The sequence below is a fragment of the Flavobacterium paronense genome, from assembly GCF_030409795.1.
Lineage (GTDB): Bacteria > Bacteroidota > Bacteroidia > Flavobacteriales > Flavobacteriaceae > Flavobacterium > Flavobacterium paronense.
The window spans coordinates 1-23,621 of the sequence record NZ_JAUFQN010000003.1 but is presented as its reverse complement, the minus strand read 5'-3'; the positions used below and the strand labels follow the sequence as shown (position 1 = coordinate 23,621).

The window sequence follows — 23,621 nt, the reverse complement described above, 5'->3', positions numbered from 1 at the left end:
GTTTAAATTACCTACTGAACCCTATTCCTCAATACCAGTAATTGTTGATGCATTAGATAAATTATTTATTCTTCATGCTGACACGAACAAAATTGTTCTACATCAACAGTTAGGATTGTTGGTTCTTCTCATGCAGGATTATTTGCTTCAATATCTGCAGGAGTTTCGGCACTTTGGGGACCATTACACGGCGGAGCCAATCAAGCTGTTTTAGAAATGTTAGAAGATATTCAAAAGATGGGGGAGACGCTGATAAATATATGGCTAAAGCCAAAGATAAAGACGATCCATTTCGTTTGATGGGATTTGGACACCGAGTATACAAAAATTTTGACCCAAGAGCCAGAATCATTAAGAAAGCGGCCGATGAGGTTTTAAGAACATTAGGTGTTGATGATCCAATTTTAAATATTGCTAAGCAATTGGAAGAAGCAGCTTTGGTTGATGAGTATTTTGTTTCCAGAAAATTATATCCAAATGTTGATTTCTACTCCGGAATTATTTACCGTGCTTTAGGAATTCCAACCGATATGTTTACTGTAATGTTTGCTATCGGAAGACTACCGGGCTGGATAGCACAGTGGAAAGAAATGCGTATCAACAAAGAACCAATCGGAAGACCAAGACAAGTATATACAGGTCATCCTTTGAGAGATTTCAAACCGATGGATAAAAGATAATTACTTAAAAACAATAAAAAACTCCTTGTGTAAACAAGGAGTTTTTTATTAGTACTATTTCTTTTTCAATCTATCTTTAAAGACTTTCTCGAATTTTTCAATTTTAGGTTGAATTACCATTTGACAATAAGGCTGGTCTTTGTTATTTTCATAATAATTCTGATGATAATCTTTGGCTTTGTAAAAAGCTTTAAGCGGTTCTAAAGTGGTTACAATTTTACTACTGCCATAAACTTTAGCACCATTCAATTCAGCAATAATACTCTCAGCTGCTTTCTTTTGTTCATCATTTGCATAAAATATCACAGAACGATATTGTGTTCCCACATCTGCTCCTTGACGGTTCAAAGTGGTTGGGTCATGAACAGTAAAGAACACTTGAAAAATTTCATCCAGATTCATTTTGGTTTTGTCATAAGTAATTTGAACTACTTCAGCAGCGCCAGTTCTTCCGGTACATACTTCTTCATAACTCGGATTGGCAACTGTTCCTCCTGCAAAACCCGAAACCACTTTGTCAACACCTTGTAATTGTTCATAAACAGCTTCAACACACCAATAACATCCGCCACCAAGTACAATGGTTTCCGTGTTTCCTTTGTTTTCGTTAGGTATTACTCCATCAGGAACAAAATCTAAAGAAATCGCATTCATACAATAGCGTTTTCCAGTTGGCTCTGGACCATCATCAAATAAATGTCCTAAATGACTGTTGCATCGACCGCAAAGCGCTTCTGTGCGTTGCATTCCAAAAGAATTATCATTTTTAAAAACAATACTTTCTTTGTTATCTTGTTCGAAGAAACTTGGCCAGCCACAACTACTGGTAAATTTTTGATTTGATTTGAATAGTTTTAATCCACACGTAGCACAATAATAAGTCCCTTTAGTTTCAGAATTCCACATCGTTCCTGTAAAAGCTCTTTCAGTATCCGCTTCACGGGCAACAGCATATAAATCGGGTGATAATACTTTTTTCCATTCGTCATCAGTCACTTTTAATTTTTTAGTATCGGTATTAGAATAATAAGGATTTTCAGGTTTTGAAATTACATTTTCCATAGCAGTGGTTTTTGTTGTTTTAGTTTCAGTTTTGTTGTTTTGTCCGCATGCTGTTATCATAAACATCGGAAACAAAAGTAAATAGTTTAAAATGGATTTTTTCATAGTATGTGTTTTTTAATCTGATACAAATTTACTTTACATATACGAGGTGAGATGTCGTATAGTTTACAAATTACTTGGTTTTAAGGAAAGTTTAACGGTTGTTCAAAAGCTATAATTATGAAGCCTTGTTTTTTTTCGTATTTTTGAAAGATTAATTTACTTTATGATAGAAGAACAAGTAATCTTGGTAAATGAACAAGATGAACCAATTGGTTTAATGAATAAACTCGAAGCACATCAGAAAGCAGTTTTGCACCGTGCTTTTTCGGTTTTTGTGTTGAATAGTAACAACGAAATAATGTTGCAGCAACGAGCACATCATAAATATCATTCCCCTTTGTTATGGACGAATACTTGTTGCAGCCATCAACGAAAAGATGAAACCAATATTCAAGCAGGAACCCGAAGATTACATGAAGAAATGGGTTTCAAAACGGAACTCAAAGAACTCTTTCATTTTATTTATAAAGCGCCATTTGATAATGGTTTAACCGAACACGAACTCGATCATGTGATGATTGGTTATTATAATGACGAACCTATCATTAATCATGAAGAAGTAGAAAGATGGAAGTGGATGTGTATTGAAGAAGTGCGACAAGACATGATACAAAATCCTGATTTATACACGGTTTGGTTCAAAATCATTTTCGATAAATTTTATCATTACCTGGAAGACCACAAGCTATAATTATGAAAGTAACCGTATCAAGAAAAGCCCACTTCAATTCAGCTCATCGATTGTATCGCAAAGACTGGTCGATGGAGCAAAACGATGCCATTTTTGGCAAATGCAATAATCCCAATTATCACGGTCATAATTATGAACTCATCGTTTCGGTAACTGGAGAAATTGATCAAGAAACAGGATTTGTAATTGATGTAAAAATTCTATCCGATTTGATTAAAGAACATATAGAAAACGCTTTTGATCATAAAAACTTAAATCTAGATGTTCCGGAATTTGCCAATCTAAATCCAACAGCCGAAAATATAGCGGTTATCATTTGGCAAAAACTCAGAAAACATATTGATAATAATAAAGATTTAGAAATCGTTTTATACGAAACGCCTCGAAATTTTGTAACCTATAACGGAAAGTAATGGCGCTAAAAATTGGGGACAAAATCCCTTCATTTACTTCGATTGACAGTAAAGGAGATTCATTTGAGATAAAAGATTACTTGGGAAAACCATTAGTAATTTATTTTTATCCAAAAGATGATACGCCCGGTTGCACTATTCAAGCCTGCACTTTTCGGGATAAGTACGAAGATTTCAAATCTTTAGGAGCTGAAGTTATTGGTATTAGCAGTGATAGTTTGTCATCGCATCAAAAGTTTGCTTCTCGATATAAACTCCCTTTTATTTTACTTTCTGATTTTGACAAAAAAATCAGAACACAGTTTGGCGTTCCCAATGATTTCTTGGGATTAATTCCAGGAAGAGCAACCTATGTTATTGATAAAAATGGACTTGTTCAGTTAATTTTTGATAGTACTTCGGCTAAAATTCATATCGAAAAAGCCCTCGAAATTCTGAAAAGAATGTAAGTTTGTCTAAAATCATTTCAAATGAAATTATACCCATTACAATTTGAACCTATCTTAAAGGAAAGAATTTGGGGCGGAACCAAATTGAAGACTTATCTCAACAAACCCATAACTTCTGATATTACGGGTGAAAGCTGGGAAATAGCAACAGTTGAGAATGATATTAGCATCATAGCTAATGGTACTTTAAAAGGAAAATCATTAAACGAATTGATTAACGAATTCCCTGTATCGGTTCTTGGTACTAAAGTTTATGCCCAATTTGGAAAACAATTTCCATTGCTTTTTAAGTATTTAGATGCTCGCGAAGATTTATCAATTCAAGTACATCCAAACGATGAATTGGCAAAAAAGCGCCACAACTCTTTTGGTAAAACCGAAATGTGGTATGTAATACAGGCTGATTCTGATGCGAGATTAATAGTTGGTTTTAAAGAAAAATCGTCACCTGAAGAATTCATTGAAAACCTAAATAATAAAACTTTACTTTCTATTTTAGACACTAAAAAAGTAAAGCAAGGCGATGTTTTTATACTCAATACCGGAACAATTCATGCCATTGGTGCCGGAATTATAATAGCCGAAATCCAACAAACTTCTGATATTACGTATCGTGTTTATGATTTTGACAGAAAAGAGGCCAACGGGAATACTCGTGAATTGCATGTCAACTTGGCTTTGGAAGCTTTGAATTATGAAAAGATTGAAGCACAACGATTCTATTCTAAAACCGAAAACACGTCCAACGAAATAATCAATTGCAACTATTTTACAACGAATTTTATTCCGCTTGACGGAGCTACAGAAATACATAAAAATGAAAAGTCATTCACAGTTTATATGTGTGTAGAAGGAAGCTTTCAGCTAACAATAGATGGTAAAAACTATACTTATCAAAAAGGCAATACGGTTTTAATTCCGGCTGCTTTGACTGATTTTCAACTTTCTGGAAAGGCTTCAATCTTAGAAATTTATATTTCGTAGTTTGTTTTCTAAAGATTTAGTGTAATTTTGCACCGAATTTTAAAAATAAAGAAAATGCCAAGTGTTAAAAATTTAAAGAAAGATATTAACTTCGTATTAGGTGATATTATTGAAGCGGTTTACATTTATGAAATGACAACTACCGGAAAACCATCTGATAAAACAAACGCTATCATTGATGAAGCTATCACGTCTTTTGACGGTTTGATTGAAAAAGTTAATGCTAAGAAAGTTGAAAATAAGAAAGCGCATTTCAAGCAAATTAATGCAGATTTAGAACAAACTGCAAATCAATTGGTTGAAAAAATCAACGCACTTTAATAGAAAAAAGTTCGAAAATATTTTGGTGGATTAAATTACACTTTTATATTTGCAGAACTATTACGCTGCCAGCGTAGCTCAGTTGGCTAGAGCAGCTGATTTGTAATCAGCAGGTCGTGGGTTCGAGTCCCTCCGCCGGCTCCAAAAGAAACCGTTTCGTTTATTCGAAGCGGTTTTTGGTTTTATATTGATATGGGACGAGAAGTTTATCCCGATGGCTATCGGGAAGTCCCTCCGCCGGCTCCAAAAAAGGAAAACGAAAGTTTTCCTTTTTTTTATGGAATGAACTTGCAAAATCATTTCAATTCGTATCTTTATTGGCTTCAAAATTTTGAAAGCGCTCAAAAACTATATTAAAAATTATCATAACTATATGTGTTCAACAAAGCAAAGTGAATTTATGCAGGAAGCCATTCAGCTTTCTATCGAAAATGTGAAATCAGGAAAAGGCGGACCGTTTGGTGCAGTAATTGTAAAAGACGGAAAAATTATTGCCCGTGGAGCTAATGGTGTGACATCAACCAATGATCCAACAGCACATGCCGAAGTAGTGGCAATCAGAAATGCCTGCTCCGTCTTGGGAACTTTCCAATTAGACGGTTGCGAAATCTATACGAGTTGTGAACCATGTCCAATGTGTTTGGGAGCCATTTATTGGGCAAGACCAGACAGAATGTATTTCGCCAATACCAAAAAAGACGCTGCTGATATTAACTTCGACGACCAATTCATCTACGAAGAAATAGAGTTGCCATATCAAAACCGTAAATTAGAAACCATCCAAATGATGAATGAAGAAGCGCTGGAAGCTTTCAAACTATGGTCAGAAAACATAAACAAAATAGAATATTGATTGCTAAAAAAGCTCTATGATTCAATTTATATTAAACAACCAACTCATCAAAACCGACAAGCCAGCAAGTACCACTCTGCTGGATTTTGTTCGTTATGACGAAAACTTACGCGGCACAAAAATAGGTTGCCGAGAAGGCGATTGCGGCGCTTGTACTGTTTTGATTGGCTCGATGAAAGAAGGAAAACTTGAGTACATGAGCGCCACTTCCTGCTTAACGCCATTGCCAAACGTTCACGGAAAGCATGTTGTAACCGTCGAAGGATTGAACTTGCCCGACAAACTAAACCAAGCACAACAAGCTATGGTGGATTGCTCAGGAACCCAATGTGGATTCTGCACGCCGGGTTTTGTAAACTCAATGTGTGGCTATGCTTTGACGTGCGCCGAACCAACATTAGAAAGCGCTATCAGTGCCATTGATGGAAATATTTGTCGTTGCACGGGGTATAAAACCATTGAACGTGCATCGGGTCAATTGGCCAGTAAATTAATTTCAAAAGACCAAAATAATCCAATCTCTTGGTTGGTAGCCAACGAATTTGTACCGGATTATTTTTTAACTATTGAAGAAAGAATAATGGCAATTCAAGCCAAAGAATATAAGTCGAACGGACAAATACCTATAGGTGGTGGAACCGATTTGTATGTTCAAAAGCATGACGAATTGCACGATTTCGATTTGGATTATTTATTTGATAAAGATCATCTTAACGGAATTTCTTTCTACGGAAACACTTGCGTTTTAAAATCATCAGCAACAGTAACGGATTTAATTGAGAATAAAACCTTATTGGATGCCATTCCAAATTGGTACCAATATTTAAAATTATTGTCATCAACACCAATCAGAAACATTGCAACCATAGCAGGAAACATTGCCAACGGTTCGCCAATTGGTGACTTTACCATTATTCTTTTGGCGATGAAAGCGGAACTGACGTTGACCAATAAAGTTAATGAAAGCCGAAAAGTAATGCTGAAAGATTTTTATTTGGGTTACAAAACCTTAGATAAAAAAGCAGACGAAATTATCAGCGAAATCGCTTTTAAAATGCCAACAAACGGAACGCTATTTAACTTCGAGAAAGTCTGTAAAAGACAATATCTAGACATTGCCAGTGTGAACTCAGCTATTACGGTTTCAAGTTTTGAAAATACTATTACCGAAGCTCATGCATCCATGGGTGGAGTAGGACCCATTCCGAAATATCTCGCGAAGACCAGCGAGTTTTTGGCAAACAAAGCAATCACAGTTTCAGTTATCAAAGAAGCGGAACAAATCCTGCAAACTGAATTATCACCAATAAGCGATGCGCGAGGATCCGAAGCCTATAAAAGATTATTGGGACGCCAATTATTCTTCAGCCATTTCATCACCCTTTTTCCTGAAACCATTAAAATGGACGACCTGATATGATTAACATAGACGCACACAATCACGTAAAAGGAAAATCCATTTACCTTGATGATATTCAGGAACTGAACGGAACTTTATACGCATTGCCTTTCGATTCGACTGTAGCTCATGCCAAAATTAAGAGTATTGATTTTGCTGCCGCTTTGAATCATAAAGGAATTGTTTCAATCTTAACCGCCAAAGATGTTACAGGTTCAAACCAAATAGGAGGTATCATTCCAGATGAACCTTTATTTGCTGAAGATGAAGTGCACTTTCGTGGACAAGTAATCGCATTGATTGTTGGTACTTCTGAGCATCATTGCCGTCAAGCGGCGAAACTGATTAAAGTCGAATACGAAGAACTTCCAGTAATTGTTGATCCAAGAGAAGCTCAGGCACAAGGGAAATTAATTGTACCACCAAGACAGTTTAAATTAGGTGATACCGAATCGGCTTGGGCAAAATGCGACCATATATTTGAAGGTAGAAGCGACGTTAACGGACAAGAACATTTATACATAGAAACACAAGGGGCTTATGCCAGACCAAAAGAAGACGAAAGCATAATCATATCCTCATCTACACAAGGACCAACTGCCGTTCAGCGAATGGTAGCACAGGTTTTGGGAATTCCAATGCATAAAATTGAGATTGACACCGTTCGTCTTGGTGGTGGTTTTGGAGGAAAAGAAGACCAAGCAACTCCTTGGGCTGTAATGGTAGCTTTAGCTTGCCAGATTTTGCACAAACCCGTAAAAATGGCGATGCATCGAATGGATGATATGCGAATGACAGGAAAAAGACATCCATATTCAGCTGATTTCAAAATTGGTTTGGATAAGAATTATAAAATAATCGCCTACGAAGTAACGCATTACCAAAATGCCGGAGCTGCAGCCGATTTGTCACCAGCAGTTATGGAGCGAACCTTATTTCATTCGACCAATGCGTATTTTGTTCCGAATGTGATTGCTAAAGCCTACAGTTGTAAAACCAATTTACCGCCAAACACCGCCTTCCGAGGATTTGGTGGACCGCAAGGAAAATTTGTTATAGAAGCCGCCATTGTAAAAGCTGCTGAAAGTTTGGGAATTTCTCCATCCGTAATCCAGAAAACAAACTTGGTTGTTGACGGAGACGAATTATCGTACGGACAAATTCTGCAACAAGTTGAAGCAACTAATACATGGGAAACCTGTATGAAAAGCTACGACTACGAAGCACAAAAGAATAGAGTAGAAGCCTTCAATAAAACCAATACGCGTTTCAAAAAAGGGTTGGCGATTCAACCGATTTGTTTCGGAATTTCGTTTACCAATACCATGATGAATCACGCCCGTGCTTTGGTGCACATTTACCATGACGGAAGTGTTGTCGTAAGTACCGGCGGCGTCGAAATGGGACAAGGTTTGAATACCAAAATGCTTCAGATTGTGACCGAGACTTTTAGCATTAATGCGAATAAAGTCCGAATAGAATCTACGAATACATTGCGTGTTGCGAACACTTCTCCAACAGCAGCAAGTGCCGGAGCCGACCTTAACGGAAAGGCTTTGCAGATGGCCTGCAACAATTTATTGGAACGATTAAAAGCGGTCGCTCAAAAAGAATACACCGACCAAATCATTGAAGTCAAAGACGAAATGGTTTATGCTAATGAAATCAAAACGGATATTACTTGGAATGCATTAATTACAAGAGCTTTTACACAAAGAGTTGCGCTCTCTGAAAATGCTCATTATGCAACCCCAACAATCCATTACGATAAAACTAAAGAGAAAGGACATCCGTTTGCGTACCATGTTTACGGAACTTCCATTCACGAAGTTACCGTGGATTGTCTAAAAGGAACTTACGATTTTGATAGCGTAAACATCGTTCATGATTTCGGGAAAAGTATGAACCCAACCATTGACAATGGTCAAATAGAAGGCGGGTTGGTACAAGGAATCGGTTGGATGACTTTAGAAGAGATTGTCTTTAACGACCAAGGAAGATTACTATCTAATGCACTTTCAACTTATAAAGTTCCAGATATTTATTCGGTGCCAAAGCAAATCAACATCCAACATCTGGAAACCGAAGGCCACGAACTAGCCATCAAAAAATCAAAAGCAGTAGGCGAGCCGCCATTGATGTATGGCATCGGAGCTTATTTCGCCATCAGAAATGCAGTAAAAGCTTTCAATCCTAATGTTGATTTAATCATAAATGCACCTTATACTCCGGAAAAAGTTTTAATGGATTTATATAAAAAATAAAGAGATGGCTAATATTGAAATAAGCAAAGTAACGCTAAGCGATATAGACCAGTTGCAAAAAATTGGCAGACAAACTTTTCAGGAAACATTTTCAGAAGCTAACTCTGAAGAGAATATGCAGAATTATCTGCAGGAAGGATTTTCTATAGAAAAACTAACTACTGAACTTAACGATGAAAACTCCGAATTTTATTTTGCTACACTTGATAAAGTAATAATAGGTTACTTAAAGCTCAACTTTGGAGAATCACAAACGGAATTAAAGGACAGCAAAGCTCTTGAAATAGAACGAATCTATGTGTTGAAAGAGTTTTTCGGAAAAAGCGTTGGCCAATTATTATATGACAAAGCAATACAAATAGCAAGACATAAAGAGGCCGAGTATGTTTGGTTAGGAGTTTGGGAAGAAAATCCAAGGGCAATAAGCTTCTATAAGAAAAATGGTTTCATAGAGTTCGATAAACACATTTTCAAATTAGGAGATGACGAACAAACAGACATAATGATGAAACTCAAATTGAGTAATTGAATGTGATGAAATAAAACGCAACCACTATTAATAAGGTTTTCTAAACCAATAAAAAAAAAACATCAGCAACTTCCTTTCTAAACCTCCGCATCTTTAAAGTAAAACCTCCGCATCTTTGATTCGAAAGATGCGGAGGTTTTTTAGCCCTTGTATTTACTGGGCTTCACAAAGGAGAATTGCATAAAAAAACCGCACCATTAATAATGCGGTTTCTTTATAATAGTTAGTTAACTGCTAACTAATATCTGAACACTGAACACTTATTTCCCAGCTCTATTCTCTAAAATCTTTTTAAACGAACGCCCTCTAATTTCATCTAAAGTCAAGCCAGTTGCTAAAACTTCTTCTTCGGTAATCGCGCCGCTGTTTAAAGCTCTAAGGAAATAGTTTAATAATCCTTGTCCCGTTGCAGCATCATCAAATACATCGCCAATCAAAGTAGCACGCGCCGCTTTTTCTACAAACGTTTTCAAACGATCCACGGCATCATCATAACTTTCCAAAAAGAAAGCATACACCGCTGCATAACGCATTGGGAACTGCGCTGGGTTTAAATCCCAACCTTGGTAATAGCCATTCCACAACGAATGACGAATATGGTCATATCCTTTTTTCCAAGCTCTGTGAACCACTTCCATATTTTCTTTTTCTTGCTCTGGAGTTAAGTTACCACGGTGCGGACCAATAGGCATCGTATTCGTAGCGCCATCGCTCAACCAGATGCCGGTGTGAGCCAAAGCCACTTTGGTTACGTGATGCGCAAAATCACAAACAGGATGATCCATTTCTTGGTATTTTGCCGTGATGCTGCAACTTGCTGTATAATCATAAGTTCCGAAATGCATTGCGATGCAACGACCTTGAGCCGCTTTTATAAATCGGTATAATGGGTTTGTTCCGTCAATATCCATAATGGCTTGTGTGGTTTCTACCATCATTTCCATTTTTAGGGTTCCTTTTGCCAAACCTAATTCTTCTTCCAGAATCGTAAAGAAATTAGCCAAGGTTTCCGGTTGTTCCGGAATAGTAACTTTTGGCAACATTACTACAAAATTGTCCGGTAATTTGCCGTGAGTTGCTTTCACTAAAGTCGTTACAAAAATATCCAAAGTACGCAAACCTCTTTCTTTCATTTCTTCAGTAAATGGTTTAATACGGATGCCTATAAAAGGAGAAAGTGTTTTGTCCTGCATGCCTTTGGCAACTTCTAAAGCGGTAGTAATAGCTGTTGCATCTTCTTCCTCGTTGCTTCGATTGCCGTAACCATCTTCAAAATCGATACGAAAATCTTCAATCGCTTCCGATTGTAGTTTGGCCACGACCTTATCATAAATACGCTTGCTGAAATCAGTTCCGCCAGTCAAGCCAAAAGCTTTTCCAAAAACTTCATGATTGGGTGCATAGGTTTCTAATATCTCCAAAGCTCTTTGACCTAATAGGATAGGAGCATCCGATTTAAATAAGTTCGCTCCACCATACAGAGTATGCACAGGCTGACGATCACTTCGGTCACCCGGATATATTTCGTTGAAAGTCGAATTGGCTTTGCTTAAACTGTTGAACAATTGTTCTTTTTTATTACTAGGAATGGTCATAATAATTATGAATTATATTTTGTCTATTATCTCTTATCTATTCGTCTCTTATCTTTTTCAGCTTCCCCTATAGGTACTGTATCCAAAAGGATTAACCAACAAAGGAACGTGATAATGCGTTTCATCAAAAGTGTTGAAAATGATTTCTACTTTTGGGTAAAAGGTCTTGGTATTTGCATAATAGTTTCCGGTATCGAAAACCATTTTATAAGTATCAGGTTTTAGGTTTCGCTCTTGGGGAAGTAAGTCCGGAATTCTGCCGTCACCATTGGTAATGCCTTGCGCGATGGTTTGCCAGATGTTATTTCTGAAAGCTTGTAATCGGATGGAAATGTCCTTTCCTGGGATTCCAGTTGAGGTATCTAATACATGTGTTGTGATTTGGCTTACTTTCAGAAAACTAAAATCACCATCGGGTAGCATCTTTTTGAAACGGATGATAGAAATTTTCTGAAGAAGAATTACATATTGCGATGGGCGAACACAGAAAATTTCTATCATCCGTTTCAAAAAGATGCTACCCGATGGTGATTTTAGTTTTCTGAAAGTAAGCCAAATCACAACACATGTATTAGATACCTCAACTGGAATCCCAGGAAAGGACATTTCCATCCGATTACAAGCTTTCAGAAATAACATCTGGCAAACCATCGCGCAAGGCATTACCAATGGTGACGGCAGAATTCCGGACTTACTTCCCCAAGAGCGAAACCTAAAACCTGATACTTATAAAATGGTTTTCGATACCGGAAACTATTATGCAAATACCAAGACCTTTTACCCAAAAGTAGAATCATTTTCAACACTTTTGATGAAACGCATTATCACGTTCCTTTGTTGGTTAATCCTTTTGGATACAGTACCTATAGGGGAAGCTGAAAAAGATAAGAGACGAATAGATAAGAGATAATAGACAAAATATAATTCATAATTATTATGACCATTCCTAGTAATAAAAAAGAACAATTGTTCAACAGTTTAAGCAAAGCCAATTCGACTTTCAACGAAATATATCCGGGTGACCGAAGTGATCGTCAGCCTGTGCATACTCTGTATGGTGGAGCGAACTTATTTAAATCGGATGCTCCTATCCTATTAGGTCAAAGAGCTTTGGAGATATTAGAAACCTATGCACCCAATCATGAAGTTTTTGGAAAAGCTTTTGGCTTGACTGGCGGAACTGATTTCAGCAAGCGTATTTATGATAAGGTCGTGGCCAAACTACAATCGGAAGCGATTGAAGATTTTCGTATCGATTTTGAAGATGGTTACGGCAATCGAAGCAACGAGGAAGAAGATGCAACAGCTATTACTACCGCTTTAGAAGTTGCCAAAGGCATGCAGGACAAAACACTTTCTCCTTTTATAGGCATCCGTATTAAACCATTTACTGAAGAAATGAAAGAAAGAGGTTTGCGTACTTTGGATATTTTTGTAACGACTTTAGTGAAAGCAACTCACGGCAAATTACCGGACAATTTTGTAGTAATGTTGCCAAAAGTTACTATTCCGGAACAACCGGAAACCTTGGCTAATTTCTTTACGATTCTGGAAGAAGAATTAGGTTTGGCAAAAGGAACCCTAAAAATGGAAATGATGGTAGAAACCACACAAGCCATTATGGATATTGACGGAACAAACCCATTATACCGATTTATAAAAGCGGCTCAAGGTCGTTGCATCGCAATGCATTTCGGAACTTATGATTATACAGCAAGTTGCAGCATCACGGCAAAATACCAAGAAATGGATCATCCTGTTTGTGATTTTGCGCATCACGTAACCAAAGTGGCTTTGGCTCACACCGGCATCTGGTTGAGCGATGGCGCTACGAATACGATGCCTATTGGTCCGCACCGTGGTAACTTAACTCCAGAGCAAGAAAAAGAAAATATGGAAGTGGTTCACAGAGCTTGGAAAAAAGGATATGACCATATTCGTCATTCGTTGTGGAATGGCTATTACCAAGGTTGGGATTTAAACCCAGCGCAGTTCCCAATGCGTTATGCAGCGGTGTATGCTTTCTTTTTGGAAAGTTATGATGATGCCGTGGATCGTTTGAAAACGTTTGTAGAAAAAGCGGCGCGTGCTACTTTGATTGGCGATGTATTTGATGATGCTGCAACGGGACAAGGATTATTAAACTATTTCCTTAGAGCTTTAAACAGCGGCGCGATTACCGAAGAAGAAGTTTTAGCAACTGGCTTGACTTTAGATGAAATTAGAGGGCGTTCGTTTAAAAAGATTTTAGAGAATAGAGCTGGGAAATAAGTGTTCAGTGTTCAGATATTAGTTAGCAGTTAACTAACTATTATAAAGAAACCGCATTATTAATGGTGCGGTTTTTTTATGCAATTCTCCTTTGTGAAGCCCAGTAAATACAAGGGCTAAAAAACCTCCGCATCTTTCGAATCAAAGATGCGGAGGTTTTACTTTAAAGATGCGGAGGTTTAGAAAGGAAGTTGCTGATGTTTTTTTTTATTGGTTTAGAAAACCTTATTAATAGTGGTTGCGTTTTATTTCATCACATTCAATTACTCAATTTGAGTTTCATCATTATGTCTGTTTGTTCGTCATCTCCTAATTTGAAAATGTGTTTATCGAACTCTATGAAACCATTTTTCTTATAGAAGCTTATTGCCCTTGGATTTTCTTCCCAAACTCCTAACCAAACATACTCGGCCTCTTTATGTCTTGCTATTTGTATTGCTTTGTCATATAATAATTGGCCAACGCTTTTTCCGAAAAACTCTTTCAACACATAGATTCGTTCTATTTCAAGAGCTTTGCTGTCCTTTAATTCCGTTTGTGATTCTCCAAAGTTGAGCTTTAAGTAACCTATTATTACTTTATCAAGTGTAGCAAAATAAAATTCGGAGTTTTCATCGTTAAGTTCAGTAGTTAGTTTTTCTATAGAAAATCCTTCCTGCAGATAATTCTGCATATTCTCTTCAGAGTTAGCTTCTGAAAATGTTTCCTGAAAAGTTTGTCTGCCAATTTTTTGCAACTGGTCTATATCGCTTAGCGTTACTTTGCTTATTTCAATATTAGCCATCTCTTTATTTTTTATATAAATCCATTAAAACTTTTTCCGGAGTATAAGGTGCATTTATGATTAAATCAACATTAGGATTGAAAGCTTTTACTGCATTTCTGATGGCGAAATAAGCTCCGATGCCATACATCAATGGCGGCTCGCCTACTGCTTTTGATTTTTTGATGGCTAGTTCGTGGCCTTCGGTTTCCAGATGTTGGATGTTGATTTGCTTTGGCACCGAATAAATATCTGGAACTTTATAAGTTGAAAGTGCATTAGATAGTAATCTTCCTTGGTCGTTAAAGACAATCTCTTCTAAAGTCATCCAACCGATTCCTTGTACCAACCCGCCTTCTATTTGACCATTGTCAATGGTTGGGTTCATACTTTTCCCGAAATCATGAACGATGTTTACGCTATCAAAATCGTAAGTTCCTTTTAGACAATCCACGGTAACTTCGTGAATGGAAGTTCCGTAAACATGGTACGCAAACGGATGTCCTTTCTCTTTAGTTTTATCGTAATGGATTGTTGGGGTTGCATAATGAGCATTTTCAGAGAGCGCAACTCTTTGTGTAAAAGCTCTTGTAATTAATGCATTCCAAGTAATATCCGTTTTGATTTCATTAGCATAAACCATTTCGTCTTTGACTTCAATGATTTGGTCGGTGTATTCTTTTTGAGCGACCGCTTTTAATCGTTCCAATAAATTGTTGCAGGCCATCTGCAAAGCCTTTCCGTTAAGGTCGGCTCCGGCACTTGCTGCTGTTGGAGAAGTGTTCGCAACACGCAATGTATTCGTAGATTCTATTCGGACTTTATTCGCATTAATGCTAAAAGTCTCGGTCACAATCTGAAGCATTTTGGTATTCAAACCTTGTCCCATTTCGACGCCGCCGGTACTTACGACAACACTTCCGTCATGGTAAATGTGCACCAAAGCACGGGCGTGATTCATCATGGTATTGGTAAACGAAATTCCGAAACAAATCGGTTGAATCGCCAACCCTTTTTTGAAACGCGTATTGGTTTTATTGAAGGCTTCTACTCTATTCTTTTGTGCTTCGTAGTCGTAGCTTTTCATACAGGTTTCCCATGTATTAGTTGCTTCAACTTGTTGCAGAATTTGTCCGTACGATAATTCGTCTCCGTCAACAACCAAGTTTGTTTTCTGGATTACGGATGGAGAAATTCCCAAACTTTCAGCAGCTTTTACAATGGCGGCTTCTATAACAAATTTTCCTTGCGGTCCACCAAATCCTCGGAAGGCGGTGTTTGGCGGTAAATTGGTTTTACAACTGTAGGCTTTAGCAATCACATTCGGAACAAAATACGCATTGGTCGAATGAAATAAGGTTCGCTCCATAACTGCTGGTGACAAATCGGCTGCAGCTCCGGCATTTTGGTAATGCGTTACTTCGTAGGCGATTATTTTATAATTCTTATCCAAACCAATTTTGAAATCAGCTGAATATGGATGTCTTTTTCCTGTCATTCGCATATCATCCATTCGATGCATCGCCATTTTTACGGGTTTGTGCAAAATCTGGCAAGCTAAAGCTACCATTACAGCCCAAGGAGTTGCTTGGTCTTCTTTTCCTCCAAAACCACCACCAAGACGAACGGTGTCAATCTCAATTTTATGCATTGGAATTCCCAAAACCTGTGCTACCATTCGCTGAACGGCAGTTGGTCCTTGTGTAGATGAGGATATGATTATGCTTTCGTCTTCTTTTGGTCTGGCATAAGCCCCTTGTGTTTCTATGTATAAATGTTCTTGTCCGTTAACGTCGCTTCTACCTTCAAATATATGGTCGCATTTTGCCCAAGCCGATTCGGTATCACCTAATTTAAACTGTCTTGGTGGTACAATTAATTTCCCTTGTGCCTGAGCTTCTCTTGGATCAACAATTACTGGAAGTTCTTCGTATTCGACTTTAATCAGTTTCGCCGCTTGACGGCAATGATGCTCAGAAGTACCAACAATCAATGCGATTACTTGTCCACGAAAGTGCACTTCATCTTCAGCAAATAAAGGTTCATCTGGAATGATACCTCCTATTTGGTTTGAACCTGTAACATCTTTGGCGGTTAAGATTGAAACAATTCCTTTATGATTCAAAGCGGCAGCAAAATCAATACTCTTAATTTTGGCATGAGCTACAGTCGAATCGAAAGGCAATGCGTATAAAGTTCCGTTCAGTTCCTGAATATCATCAAGGTAAATGGATTTTCCTTTTACGTGATTGTGTGCGTCTATGTTAATCATATCAGGTCGTCCATTTTAATGGTTTCAGGAAAAAGGGTGATGAAATGGCTGAAGAATAATTGGCGTCCCAATAATCTTTTATAGGCTTCGGATCCTCGCGCATCGCTTATTGGTGATAATTCAGTTTGCAGGATTTGTTCCGCTTCTTTGATAACTGAAACTGTGATTGCTTTGTTTGCCAAAAACTCGCTGGTCTTCGCGAGATATTTCGGAATGGGTCCTACTCCACCCATGGATGCATGAGCTTCGGTAATAGTATTTTCAAAACTTGAAACCGTAATAGCTGAGTTCACACTGGCAATGTCTAGATATTGTCTTTTACAGACTTTCTCGAAGTTAAATAGCGTTCCGTTTGTTGGCATTTTAAAAGCGATTTCGCTGATAATTTCGTCTGCTTTTTTATCTAAGGTTTTGTAACCCAAATAAAAATCTTTCAGCATTACTTTTCGGCTTTCATTAACTTTATTGGTCAACGTCAGTTCCGCTTTCATCGCCAAAAGAATAATGGTAAAGTCACCAATTGGCGAACCGTTGGCAATGTTTCCTGCTATGGTTGCAATGTTTCTGATTGGTGTTGATGACAATAATTTTAAATATTGGTACCAATTTGGAATGGCATCCAATAAGGTTTTATTCTCAATTAAATCCGTTACTGTTGCTGATGATTTTAAAACGCAAGTGTTTCCGTAGAAAGAAATTCCGTTAAGATGATCTTTATCAAATAAATAATCCAAATCGAAATCGTGCAATTCGTCATGCTTTTGAACATACAAATCGGTTCCACCACCTATAGGTATTTGTCCGTTCGACTTATATTCTTTGGCTTGAATTGCCATTATTCTTTCTTCAATAGTTAAAAAATAATCCGGTACAAATTCGTTGGCTACCAACCAAGAGATTGGATTATTTTGGTCTTTTGAAATTAATTTACTGGCCAATTGACCCGATGCACGTTCAATGGTTTTATACCCCGTGCAACGACAAATATTTCCATCAATGGCACTGATAGCGCTTTCTAATGTTGGTTCGGCGCACGTCAAAGCATAGCCACACATTGAGTTTACAAAACCCGGCGTGCAGAATCCACATTGGGTTCCTGAGCAATCCACCATAGCTTGTTGTGCTTGGTTTAGTTTGTCGGGCAAGTTCAATCCTTCGACGGTTACAACATGCTTTCCGTGAACGTTTGGCAATGGCGTTAAGCAGGAAGTGGCGCTCATGTACTCAAGTTTTCCTTCTTTCATCGAGCCAATCAAAACAGTACAAGCGCCGCAATCGCCTTCTCGGCAACCTATTTTTGTGCCGCGTAAGTTTTCGTCATAACGAACAAAATCCAGCAGAGTGGTACTTGCTGGCTTGTCGGTTTTGATGAGTTGGTTGTTTAATATAAATTGAATCATAGAGCTTTTTTAGCAATCAATATTCTATTTTGTTTATGTTTTCTGACCATAGTTTGAAAGCTTCCAGCGCTTCTTCATTCATCATTTGGATGGTTTCTAATTTACGGTTTTGATATGGCAACTCTATTTCTTCGTAGATGAATTGGTCGTCGAAGTTAATATCAGCAGCGTCTTTTTTGGTATTGGCGAAATACATTCTGTCTGGTCTTGCCCAATAAATGGCTCCCAAACACATTGGACATGGTTCACAACTCGTATAGATTTCGCAACCGTCTAATTGGAAAGTTCCCAAGACGGAGCAGGCATTTCTGATTGCCACTACTTCGGCATGTGCTGTTGGATCATTGGTTGATGTCACACCATTAGCTCCACGGGCAATAATTTTTCCGTCTTTTACAATTACTGCACCAAACGGTCCGCCTTTTCCTGATTTCACATTTTCGATAGAAAGCTGAATGGCTTCCTGCATAAATTCACTTTGCTTTGTTGAACACATATAGTTATGATAATTTTTAATATAGTTTTTGAGCGCTTTCAAAATTTTGAAGCCAATAAAGATACGAATTGAAATGATTTTGCAAGTTCATTCCATAAAAAAAAGGAAAACTTTCGTTTTCCTTTTTTGGAGCCGGCGGAGGGACTTCCCGATAGCCATCGGGATAAACTTCTCGTCCCATATCAATATAAAACCAAAAACCGCTTCGAATAAACGAAACGGTTTCTTTTGGAGCCGGCGGAGGGACTCGAACCCACGACCTGCTGATTACAAATCAGCTGCTCTAGCCAACTGAGCTACGCTGGCAGCGTAATAGTTCTGCAAATATAAAAGTGTAATTTAATCCACCAAAATATTTTCGAACTTTTTTCTATTAAAGTGCGTTGATTTTTTCAACCAATTGATTTGCAGTTTGTTCTAAATCTGCATTAATTTGCTTGAAATGCGCTTTCTTATTTTCAACTTTCTTAGCATTAACTTTTTCAATCAAACCGTCAAAAGACGTGATAGCTTCATCAATGATAGCGTTTGTTTTATCAGATGGTTTTCCGGTAGTTGTCATTTCATAAATGTAAACCGCTTCAATAATATCACCTAATACGAAGTTAATATCTTTCTTTAAATTTTTAACACTTGGCATTTTCTTTATTTTTAAAATTCGGTGCAAAATTACACTAAATCTTTAGAAAACAAACTACGAAATATAAATTTCTAAGATTGAAGCCTTTCCAGAAAGTTGAAAATCAGTCAAAGCAGCCGGAATTAAAACCGTATTGCCTTTTTGATAAGTATAGTTTTTACCATCTATTGTTAGCTGAAAGCTTCCTTCTACACACATATAAACTGTGAATGACTTTTCATTTTTATGTATTTCTGTAGCTCCGTCAAGCGGAATAAAATTCGTTGTAAAATAGTTGCAATTGATTATTTCGTTGGACGTGTTTTCGGTTTTAGAATAGAATCGTTGTGCTTCAATCTTTTCATAATTCAAAGCTTCCAAAGCCAAGTTGACATGCAATTCACGAGTATTCCCGTTGGCCTCTTTTCTGTCAAAATCATAAACACGATACGTAATATCAGAAGTTTGTTGGATTTCGGCTATTATAATTCCGGCACCAATGGCATGAATTGTTCCGGTATTGAGTATAAAAACATCGCCTTGCTTTACTTTTTTAGTGTCTAAAATAGAAAGTAAAGTTTTATTATTTAGGTTTTCAATGAATTCTTCAGGTGACGATTTTTCTTTAAAACCAACTATTAATCTCGCATCAGAATCAGCCTGTATTACATACCACATTTCGGTTTTACCAAAAGAGTTGTGGCGCTTTTTTGCCAATTCATCGTTTGGATGTACTTGAATTGATAAATCTTCGCGAGCATCTAAATACTTAAAAAGCAATGGAAATTGTTTTCCAAATTGGGCATAAACTTTAGTACCAAGAACCGATACAGGGAATTCGTTAATCAATTCGTTTAATGATTTTCCTTTTAAAGTACCATTAGCTATGATGCTAATATCATTCTCAACTGTTGCTATTTCCCAGCTTTCACCCGTAATATCAGAAGTTATGGGTTTGTTGAGATAAGTCTTCAATTTGGTTCCGCCCCAAATTCTTTCCTTTAAGATAGGTTCAAATTGTAATGGGTATAATTTCATTTGAAATGATTTTAGACAAACTTACATTCTTTTCAGAATTTCGAGGGCTTTTTCGATATGAATTTTAGCCGAAGTACTATCAAAAATTAACTGAACAAGTCCATTTTTATCAATAACATAGGTTGCTCTTCCTGGAATTAATCCCAAGAAATCATTGGGAACGCCAAACTGTGTTCTGATTTTTTTGTCAAAATCAGAAAGTAAAATAAAAGGGAGTTTATATCGAGAAGCAAACTTTTGATGCGATGACAAACTATCACTGCTAATACCAATAACTTCAGCTCCTAAAGATTTGAAATCTTCGTACTTATCCCGAAAAGTGCAGGCTTGAATAGTGCAACCGGGCGTATCATCTTTTGGATAAAAATAAATTACTAATGGTTTTCCCAAGTAATCTTTTATCTCAAATGAATCTCCTTTACTGTCAATCGAAGTAAATGAAGGGATTTTGTCCCCAATTTTTAGCGCCATTACTTTCCGTTATAGGTTACAAAATTTCGAGGCGTTTCGTATAAAACGATTTCTAAATCTTTATTATTATCAATATGTTTTCTGAGTTTTTGCCAAATGATAACCGCTATATTTTCGGCTGTTGGATTTAGATTGGCAAATTCCGGAACATCTAGATTTAAGTTTTTATGATCAAAAGCGTTTTCTATATGTTCTTTAATCAAATCGGATAGAATTTTTACATCAATTACAAATCCTGTTTCTTGATCAATTTCTCCAGTTACCGAAACGATGAGTTCATAATTATGACCGTGATAATTGGGATTATTGCATTTGCCAAAAATGGCATCGTTTTGCTCCATCGACCAGTCTTTGCGATACAATCGATGAGCTGAATTGAAGTGGGCTTTTCTTGATACGGTTACTTTCATAATTATAGCTTGTGGTCTTCCAGGTAATGATAAAATTTATCGAAAATGATTTTGAACCAAACCGTGTATAAATCAGGATTTTGTATCATGTCTTGTCGCACTTCTTCAATACACATCCACTTCCATCTTTCTACTTCTTCATGATTAATGATAGGTTCGTCATTATAATAACCAATCATCACATGATCGAGTTCGTGTTCGGTTAAACCATTATCAAATGGCGCTTTATAAATAAAATGAAAGAGTTCTTTGAGTTCCGTTTTGAAACCCATTTCTTCATGTAATCTTCGGGTTCCTGCTTGAATATTGGTTTCATCTTTTCGTTGATGGCTGCAACAAGTATTCGTCCATAACAAAGGGGAATGATATTTATGATGTGCTCGTTGCTGCAACATTATTTCGTTGTTACTATTCAACACAAAAACCGAAAAAGCACGGTGCAAAACTGCTTTCTGATGTGCTTCGAGTTTATTCATTAAACCAATTGGTTCATCTTGTTCATTTACCAAGATTACTTGTTCTTCTATCATAAAGTAAATTAATCTTTCAAAAATACGAAAAAAAACAAGGCTTCATAATTATAGCTTTTGAACAACCGTTAAACTTTCCTTAAAACCAAGTAATTTGTAAACTATACGACATCTCACCTCGTATATGTAAAGTAAATTTGTATCAGATTAAAAAACACATACTATGAAAAAATCCATTTTAAACTATTTACTTTTGTTTCCGATGTTTATGATAACAGCATGCGGACAAAACAACAAAACTGAAACTAAAACAACAAAAACCACTGCTATGGAAAATGTAATTTCAAAACCTGAAAATCCTTATTATTCTAATACCGATACTAAAAAATTAAAAGTGACTGATGACGAATGGAAAAAAGTATTATCACCCGATTTATATGCTGTTGCCCGTGAAGCGGATACTGAAAGAGCTTTTACAGGAACGATGTGGAATTCTGAAACTAAGGGACTTATTATTGTGCTACGTGTGGATTAAAACTATTCAAATCAAATCAAAAATTTACCAGTAGTTGTGGCTGGCCAAGTTTCTTCGAACAAGATAACAAAGAAAGTATTGTTTTTAAAAATGATAATTCTTTTGGAATGCAACGCACAGAAGCGCTTTGCGGTCGATGCAACAGTCATTTAGGACATTTATTTGATGATGGTCCAGAGCCAACTGGAAAACGCTATTGTATGAATGCGATTTCTTTAGATTTTGTTCCTGATGGAGTAATACCTAACGAAAACAAAGGAAACACGGAAACCATTGTACTTGGTGGCGGATGTTATTGGTGTGTTGAAGCTGTTTATGAACAATTACAAGGTGTTGACAAAGTGGTTTCGGGTTTTGCAGGAGGAACAGTTGCCAATCCGAGTTATGAAGAAGTATGTACCGGAAGAACTGGCGCTGCTGAAGTAGTTCAAATTACTTATGACAAAACCAAATGAATCTGGATGAAATTTTTCAAGTGTTCTTTACTGTTCATGACCCAACCACTTTGAACCGTCAAGGAGCAGATGTGGGAACACAATATCGTTCTGTGATATTTTATGCAAATGATGAACAAAAGAAAGCAGCTGAGAGTATTATTGCTGAATTGAATGGTGCTAAAGTTTATGGCAGTAGTAAAATTGTAACCACTTTAGAACCGCTTAAAGCTTTTTACAAAGCCAAAGATTATCATCAGAATTATTATGAAAATAACAAAGACCAGCCTTATTGTCAAATGGTAATTCAACCTAAAATTGAAAAATTCGAGAAAGTCTTTAAAGATAGATTGAAAAAGAAATAGTACTAATAAAAAACTCCTTGTTTACACAAGGAGTTTTTATTGTTTTAAGTAATTATCTTTTATCCATCGGTTTGAAATCTCTCAAAGGATGACCTGTATATACTTGTCTTGGTCTTCCGATTGGTTCTTTGTTGATACGCATTTCTTTCCACTGTGCTATCCAGCCCGGTAGTCTTCCGATAGCAAACATTACAGTAAACATATCGGTTGAATAATCCTAAAGCACGGTAAATAATTCCGGAGTAGAAATCAACATTTGGATATAATTTTCTGGAAACAAAATACTCATCAACCAAAGCTGCTTCTTCCAATTGCTTAGCAATATTTAAAATTGGATCATCAACACCTAATGTTCTTAAAACCTCATCGGCCGCTTTCTTAATGATTCTGGCTCTTGGGTCAAAATTTTGTATACTCGGTGTCCAAATCCCATCAAACGAAATGGATCGTCTTTATCTTTGGCTTTAGCCATATATTTATCAGCGTCTCCCCCATCTTTTGAATATCTTCTAACATTTCTAAAACAGCTTGATTGGCTCCGCCGTGTAATGGTCCCCAAGTGCCGAAAACTCCTGCAGATATTGAAGCAAATAATCTGCATGAGAAGAACCAACAATCCTAACTGTTGATGTAGAACAATTTTGTTCGTGGTCAGCATGAAGAATAAATAATTTATCTAATGCATCAACAATTACTGGATTTGAAGAATAGGGTTCAGTAGGTAATTTAAAC

General features: G+C 36.9%; 23 protein-coding genes, 2 tRNA genes and 4 pseudogenes. 15 read left to right on the top strand and 14 right to left on the bottom strand.

The window, feature by feature from the left end:
- Window positions 1-680 (top strand): annotated as a pseudogene (locus QWY90_RS00445) (citrate/2-methylcitrate synthase); the annotation flags it as partial.
- Between the two features lie 54 nt (window positions 681-734).
- On the opposite strand, the gene QWY90_RS00440 reads toward QWY90_RS00445, so the two are convergent.
- On the bottom strand, window positions 735-1,847 hold the full coding sequence (locus QWY90_RS00440) for a bifunctional methionine sulfoxide reductase B/A protein (RefSeq protein WP_290283889.1): 1,113 nt from the start codon (window positions 1,845-1,847) through the stop codon (window positions 735-737).
- 163 nt (window positions 1,848-2,010) lie between these two features.
- On the opposite strand from QWY90_RS00440, the gene idi (QWY90_RS00435) reads away from it, so the two are divergent.
- The 10 genes from idi (QWY90_RS00435) (at window position 2,011) to QWY90_RS00390 (ending at window position 9,750) form a co-directional block, all read left to right on the top strand.
- Complete coding sequence (idi, locus tag QWY90_RS00435) at window positions 2,011-2,538, top strand: isopentenyl-diphosphate Delta-isomerase (RefSeq protein ID WP_290283875.1); 528 nt, start codon at window positions 2,011-2,013, stop codon at window positions 2,536-2,538.
- 2 nt (window positions 2,539-2,540) lie between these two features.
- Window positions 2,541-2,951 (top strand): 6-pyruvoyl trahydropterin synthase family protein, encoded by a 411-nt coding sequence (locus QWY90_RS00430; protein WP_290283877.1) that lies wholly within the window; start codon window positions 2,541-2,543, stop codon window positions 2,949-2,951.
- Window positions 2,951-3,400: a peroxiredoxin gene (locus QWY90_RS00425; RefSeq protein WP_290283878.1), complete on the top strand. Its 450-nt coding sequence runs from the start codon at window positions 2,951-2,953 to the stop codon at window positions 3,398-3,400. The genes QWY90_RS00430 and QWY90_RS00425 overlap by 1 nt, the downstream gene beginning before the upstream one ends.
- A gap of 21 nt (window positions 3,401-3,421) precedes the next feature.
- Window positions 3,422-4,384 carry a type I phosphomannose isomerase catalytic subunit gene (locus QWY90_RS00420; RefSeq protein ID WP_290283879.1) on the top strand — a complete coding sequence of 321 codons (963 nt, stop codon included), beginning with the start codon at window positions 3,422-3,424 and terminating at the stop codon, window positions 4,382-4,384.
- Window positions 4,385-4,438: 54 nt separating this feature from the next.
- Window positions 4,439-4,705 (top strand): hypothetical protein, encoded by a 267-nt coding sequence (locus tag QWY90_RS00415; RefSeq protein ID WP_290283881.1) that lies wholly within the window; start codon window positions 4,439-4,441, stop codon window positions 4,703-4,705.
- Window positions 4,706-4,772: 67 nt separating this feature from the next.
- Window positions 4,773-4,849: transfer RNA gene (locus QWY90_RS00410), tRNA-Thr, on the top strand.
- 229 nt (window positions 4,850-5,078) lie between these two features.
- Entirely contained in the window at window positions 5,079-5,558 is a 480-nt protein-coding gene (locus tag QWY90_RS00405) for a nucleoside deaminase (protein WP_290283882.1), read from the top strand.
- Between the two features lie 16 nt (window positions 5,559-5,574).
- Window positions 5,575-6,978 (top strand): FAD binding domain-containing protein, encoded by a 1,404-nt coding sequence (locus tag QWY90_RS00400; protein ID WP_290283883.1) that lies wholly within the window; start codon window positions 5,575-5,577, stop codon window positions 6,976-6,978.
- Window positions 6,975-9,221, top strand: a complete 2,247-nt coding sequence (locus QWY90_RS00395) for a xanthine dehydrogenase molybdopterin binding subunit (protein WP_290283884.1) — start codon at window positions 6,975-6,977, stop codon at window positions 9,219-9,221. Before QWY90_RS00400 ends, QWY90_RS00395 begins: the two co-directional genes overlap by 4 nt.
- 4 nt (window positions 9,222-9,225) lie before the next feature.
- Entirely contained in the window at window positions 9,226-9,750 is a 525-nt protein-coding gene (locus QWY90_RS00390) for a GNAT family N-acetyltransferase (RefSeq protein WP_290283885.1), read from the top strand.
- Window positions 9,751-10,010: 260 nt separating this feature from the next.
- On the opposite strand, the gene QWY90_RS00385 is transcribed toward QWY90_RS00390, so the two are convergent.
- A complete protein-coding gene (locus QWY90_RS00385; RefSeq protein ID WP_290283886.1) occupies window positions 10,011-11,345 on the bottom strand; it encodes a DUF6986 family protein in 1,335 nt (444 codons plus the stop codon).
- Between the two features lie 57 nt (window positions 11,346-11,402).
- Entirely contained in the window at window positions 11,403-11,846 is a 444-nt protein-coding gene (uraH, locus tag QWY90_RS00380; protein WP_290283888.1) for a hydroxyisourate hydrolase, read from the bottom strand.
- 13 nt (window positions 11,847-11,859) lie between these two features.
- Between uraH and QWY90_RS00375 the strand changes: the two genes are divergently transcribed.
- Window positions 11,860-12,255 carry a hydroxyisourate hydrolase gene (locus QWY90_RS00375; protein WP_290283887.1) on the top strand — a complete coding sequence of 132 codons (396 nt, stop codon included), beginning with the start codon at window positions 11,860-11,862 and terminating at the stop codon, window positions 12,253-12,255.
- Between the two features lie 26 nt (window positions 12,256-12,281).
- Window positions 12,282-13,616: a DUF6986 family protein gene (locus QWY90_RS00370; protein ID WP_290283886.1), complete on the top strand. Its 1,335-nt coding sequence runs from the start codon at window positions 12,282-12,284 to the stop codon at window positions 13,614-13,616.
- 259 nt (window positions 13,617-13,875) lie between these two features.
- Here QWY90_RS00370 and QWY90_RS00365 read toward each other — a convergent pair whose 3' ends face one another.
- The 10 genes from QWY90_RS00365 to idi (QWY90_RS00320) all read right to left on the bottom strand — a co-directional run bounded on the left by QWY90_RS00365 (window position 13,876) and on the right by idi (QWY90_RS00320) (window position 21,615).
- Window positions 13,876-14,400: a GNAT family N-acetyltransferase gene (locus QWY90_RS00365; RefSeq protein ID WP_290283885.1), complete on the bottom strand. Its 525-nt coding sequence runs from the start codon at window positions 14,398-14,400 to the stop codon at window positions 13,876-13,878.
- 4 nt (window positions 14,401-14,404) lie between these two features.
- Window positions 14,405-16,651, bottom strand: coding sequence for a xanthine dehydrogenase molybdopterin binding subunit (locus QWY90_RS00360; protein WP_290283884.1), 2,247 nt, complete (start codon window positions 16,649-16,651; stop codon window positions 14,405-14,407).
- Window positions 16,648-18,051, bottom strand: a complete 1,404-nt coding sequence (locus QWY90_RS00355) for an FAD binding domain-containing protein (RefSeq protein WP_290283883.1) — start codon at window positions 18,049-18,051, stop codon at window positions 16,648-16,650. The genes QWY90_RS00360 and QWY90_RS00355 overlap by 4 nt, the downstream gene beginning before the upstream one ends.
- Window positions 18,052-18,067: 16 nt before the next feature.
- The gene (locus QWY90_RS00350) at window positions 18,068-18,547 is read right to left on the bottom strand and encodes a nucleoside deaminase (RefSeq protein WP_290283882.1); all 480 of its coding nucleotides are present in this window, start codon (window positions 18,545-18,547) and stop codon (window positions 18,068-18,070) included.
- A 229-nt stretch (window positions 18,548-18,776) separates the two neighbouring features.
- Window positions 18,777-18,853, bottom strand: a tRNA-Thr gene (locus QWY90_RS00345).
- Window positions 18,854-18,920: 67 nt separating this feature from the next.
- Window positions 18,921-19,187: a hypothetical protein gene (locus tag QWY90_RS00340; protein ID WP_290283881.1), complete on the bottom strand. Its 267-nt coding sequence runs from the start codon at window positions 19,185-19,187 to the stop codon at window positions 18,921-18,923.
- Between the two features lie 54 nt (window positions 19,188-19,241).
- Window positions 19,242-20,204, bottom strand: coding sequence for a type I phosphomannose isomerase catalytic subunit (locus QWY90_RS00335; protein WP_290283879.1), 963 nt, complete (start codon window positions 20,202-20,204; stop codon window positions 19,242-19,244).
- Window positions 20,205-20,225: 21 nt separating this feature from the next.
- Entirely contained in the window at window positions 20,226-20,675 is a 450-nt protein-coding gene (locus tag QWY90_RS00330) for a peroxiredoxin (RefSeq protein WP_290283878.1), read from the bottom strand.
- Entirely contained in the window at window positions 20,675-21,085 is a 411-nt protein-coding gene (locus QWY90_RS00325; protein WP_290283877.1) for a 6-pyruvoyl trahydropterin synthase family protein, read from the bottom strand. The genes QWY90_RS00330 and QWY90_RS00325 overlap by 1 nt, the downstream gene beginning before the upstream one ends.
- 2 nt (window positions 21,086-21,087) lie before the next feature.
- On the bottom strand, window positions 21,088-21,615 hold the full coding sequence (gene idi / locus QWY90_RS00320; RefSeq protein ID WP_290283875.1) for an isopentenyl-diphosphate Delta-isomerase: 528 nt from the start codon (window positions 21,613-21,615) through the stop codon (window positions 21,088-21,090).
- 202 nt (window positions 21,616-21,817) lie between these two features.
- Between idi (QWY90_RS00320) and msrB the strand changes: the two are divergent.
- Window positions 21,818-22,323, top strand: a pseudogene (gene msrB, locus QWY90_RS00315) (peptide-methionine (R)-S-oxide reductase MsrB); the annotation flags it as partial.
- A pseudogene (gene msrA, locus QWY90_RS15835) lies at window positions 22,300-22,889 on the top strand (peptide-methionine (S)-S-oxide reductase MsrA). The pseudogenes msrB and msrA, both read left to right, overlap by 24 nt.
- 52 nt (window positions 22,890-22,941) lie before the next feature.
- Here msrA and QWY90_RS00305 read toward each other — a convergent pair.
- Window positions 22,942-23,621: pseudogene (locus tag QWY90_RS00305) on the bottom strand (citrate/2-methylcitrate synthase); the annotation flags it as partial.

Coding starts and splice junctions, on each gene's coding strand:
- QWY90_RS00440 (WP_290283889.1), bottom strand. CDS start 1,847: ATGAAAAAATCCATTTTAAACTATTTACTTTTGTTTCCGATGTTTATG.
- QWY90_RS00385 (WP_290283886.1), bottom strand. CDS start 11,345: ATGACCATTCCTAGTAATAAAAAAGAACAATTGTTCAACAGTTTAAGC.
- QWY90_RS00405 (WP_290283882.1), top strand. CDS start 5,079: ATGTGTTCAACAAAGCAAAGTGAATTTATGCAGGAAGCCATTCAGCTT.
- QWY90_RS00415 (WP_290283881.1), top strand. CDS start 4,439: ATGCCAAGTGTTAAAAATTTAAAGAAAGATATTAACTTCGTATTAGGT.
- uraH (WP_290283888.1), bottom strand. CDS start 11,846: ATGATAGAAATTTTCTGTGTTCGCCCATCGCAATATGTAATTCTTCTT.
- QWY90_RS00325 (WP_290283877.1), bottom strand. CDS start 21,085: ATGAAAGTAACCGTATCAAGAAAAGCCCACTTCAATTCAGCTCATCGA.
- QWY90_RS00355 (WP_290283883.1), bottom strand. CDS start 18,051: ATGATTCAATTTATATTAAACAACCAACTCATCAAAACCGACAAGCCA.
- idi (WP_290283875.1), bottom strand. CDS start 21,615: ATGATAGAAGAACAAGTAATCTTGGTAAATGAACAAGATGAACCAATT.
- QWY90_RS00330 (WP_290283878.1), bottom strand. CDS start 20,675: ATGGCGCTAAAAATTGGGGACAAAATCCCTTCATTTACTTCGATTGAC.
- QWY90_RS00430 (WP_290283877.1), top strand. CDS start 2,541: ATGAAAGTAACCGTATCAAGAAAAGCCCACTTCAATTCAGCTCATCGA.
- QWY90_RS00340 (WP_290283881.1), bottom strand. CDS start 19,187: ATGCCAAGTGTTAAAAATTTAAAGAAAGATATTAACTTCGTATTAGGT.
- QWY90_RS00350 (WP_290283882.1), bottom strand. CDS start 18,547: ATGTGTTCAACAAAGCAAAGTGAATTTATGCAGGAAGCCATTCAGCTT.
- QWY90_RS00375 (WP_290283887.1), top strand. CDS start 11,860: ATGCTACCCGATGGTGATTTTAGTTTTCTGAAAGTAAGCCAAATCACA.
- QWY90_RS00395 (WP_290283884.1), top strand. CDS start 6,975: ATGATTAACATAGACGCACACAATCACGTAAAAGGAAAATCCATTTAC.
- QWY90_RS00335 (WP_290283879.1), bottom strand. CDS start 20,204: ATGAAATTATACCCATTACAATTTGAACCTATCTTAAAGGAAAGAATT.
- QWY90_RS00400 (WP_290283883.1), top strand. CDS start 5,575: ATGATTCAATTTATATTAAACAACCAACTCATCAAAACCGACAAGCCA.
- QWY90_RS00365 (WP_290283885.1), bottom strand. CDS start 14,400: ATGGCTAATATTGAAATAAGCAAAGTAACGCTAAGCGATATAGACCAG.
- idi (WP_290283875.1), top strand. CDS start 2,011: ATGATAGAAGAACAAGTAATCTTGGTAAATGAACAAGATGAACCAATT.
- QWY90_RS00390 (WP_290283885.1), top strand. CDS start 9,226: ATGGCTAATATTGAAATAAGCAAAGTAACGCTAAGCGATATAGACCAG.
- QWY90_RS00420 (WP_290283879.1), top strand. CDS start 3,422: ATGAAATTATACCCATTACAATTTGAACCTATCTTAAAGGAAAGAATT.
- QWY90_RS00425 (WP_290283878.1), top strand. CDS start 2,951: ATGGCGCTAAAAATTGGGGACAAAATCCCTTCATTTACTTCGATTGAC.
- QWY90_RS00360 (WP_290283884.1), bottom strand. CDS start 16,651: ATGATTAACATAGACGCACACAATCACGTAAAAGGAAAATCCATTTAC.
- QWY90_RS00370 (WP_290283886.1), top strand. CDS start 12,282: ATGACCATTCCTAGTAATAAAAAAGAACAATTGTTCAACAGTTTAAGC.